The sequence below is a fragment of the Bartonella sp. TT119HLJHH genome, assembly GCF_042193385.1.
Taxonomy (GTDB): Bacteria; Pseudomonadota; Alphaproteobacteria; order Rhizobiales; family Rhizobiaceae; genus Bartonella.
This window is the reverse complement of the sequence record NZ_JBHILS010000119.1, coordinates 1-851: the sequence shown is the minus strand read 5'-3', so window position 1 is coordinate 851 and position 851 is coordinate 1. Positions and strand designations below refer to the sequence as shown.

Genomic DNA, 851 nt, shown 5'->3' with positions numbered 1-851 from the left:
AATCATGCGCAAGAAGTGGGGCAATCGCAGTTGGGGGGCATTATGCCGGGCAATCCGCATTTGCGCCTCACGGGTTCGGCGAAAGTGATTTTAAATGAAGTGACCAGCAGCAAGCGCAGTGCGCTTCATGGTCCAGGAGAGGTTTTTGGGAGCCCCGCCGATGTGATTATAGCCAATCCCAATGGGATAAGCTGTGATGGTTGTGGCTTTATCAATACGCCCCATGCGACTTTAACCACAGGTGTTCCCGAAATTGATGCGAGCGGTTTTTTGAAAGGCTTTGAGGTGCGAGGTGGGGATATTACCTTTGGCGCTAAGGGAGCCAATTTTTTCTCTGGTCAAGGAGCGGTTGATATTGTCGATATTGTCTCACGCACAGTGCATTTTGAAGGAGCTGTTGCGGGCAAGGAGATTGGTGTGACAGCAGGGACAGGTCACTTTGATTATGCTTCACGGGAAATGAAAGAACTGACCGATATTACCGGTAAACCGGAATATGCGATAGATGGTTCTGCTTTGGGGGCTCTACAGGCGGACAGAATAAAACTTGTGGCAACAGAAAAAGGTGTTGGGGTTCGCATGCGCCATGATATGGCCGCCAATGCGGGGCAGTTGCATCTTTCTGCTGATGGGAAAATCTCGTTGAAGAATGTTTTTGGTCATGGGGGTGTTGTCCTCAAATCGAAAAGCCAGAGCATATTGGCAAAACACATCACCTCGAAAAAGCATATTGATATTGCCGCCCATAAGGATGTGACGTTAGAAACGGTTGGCGCTGATGGTCATTTGAAGATAGAGGCGCAGGATGGGCTTTTATCGATTGCCGGTAAGGCAACCTCTGGGGGCAATAT

At 49.2% G+C, this 851-nt stretch carries 1 protein-coding gene; it reads left to right on the top strand.

The genetic code is table 11. The features are described 5' to 3' along the window. The coding region (locus ACFIJL_RS09685) for a filamentous hemagglutinin N-terminal domain-containing protein (RefSeq protein WP_375624512.1) at window positions 1-851 on the top strand (851 nt) is incomplete at both ends.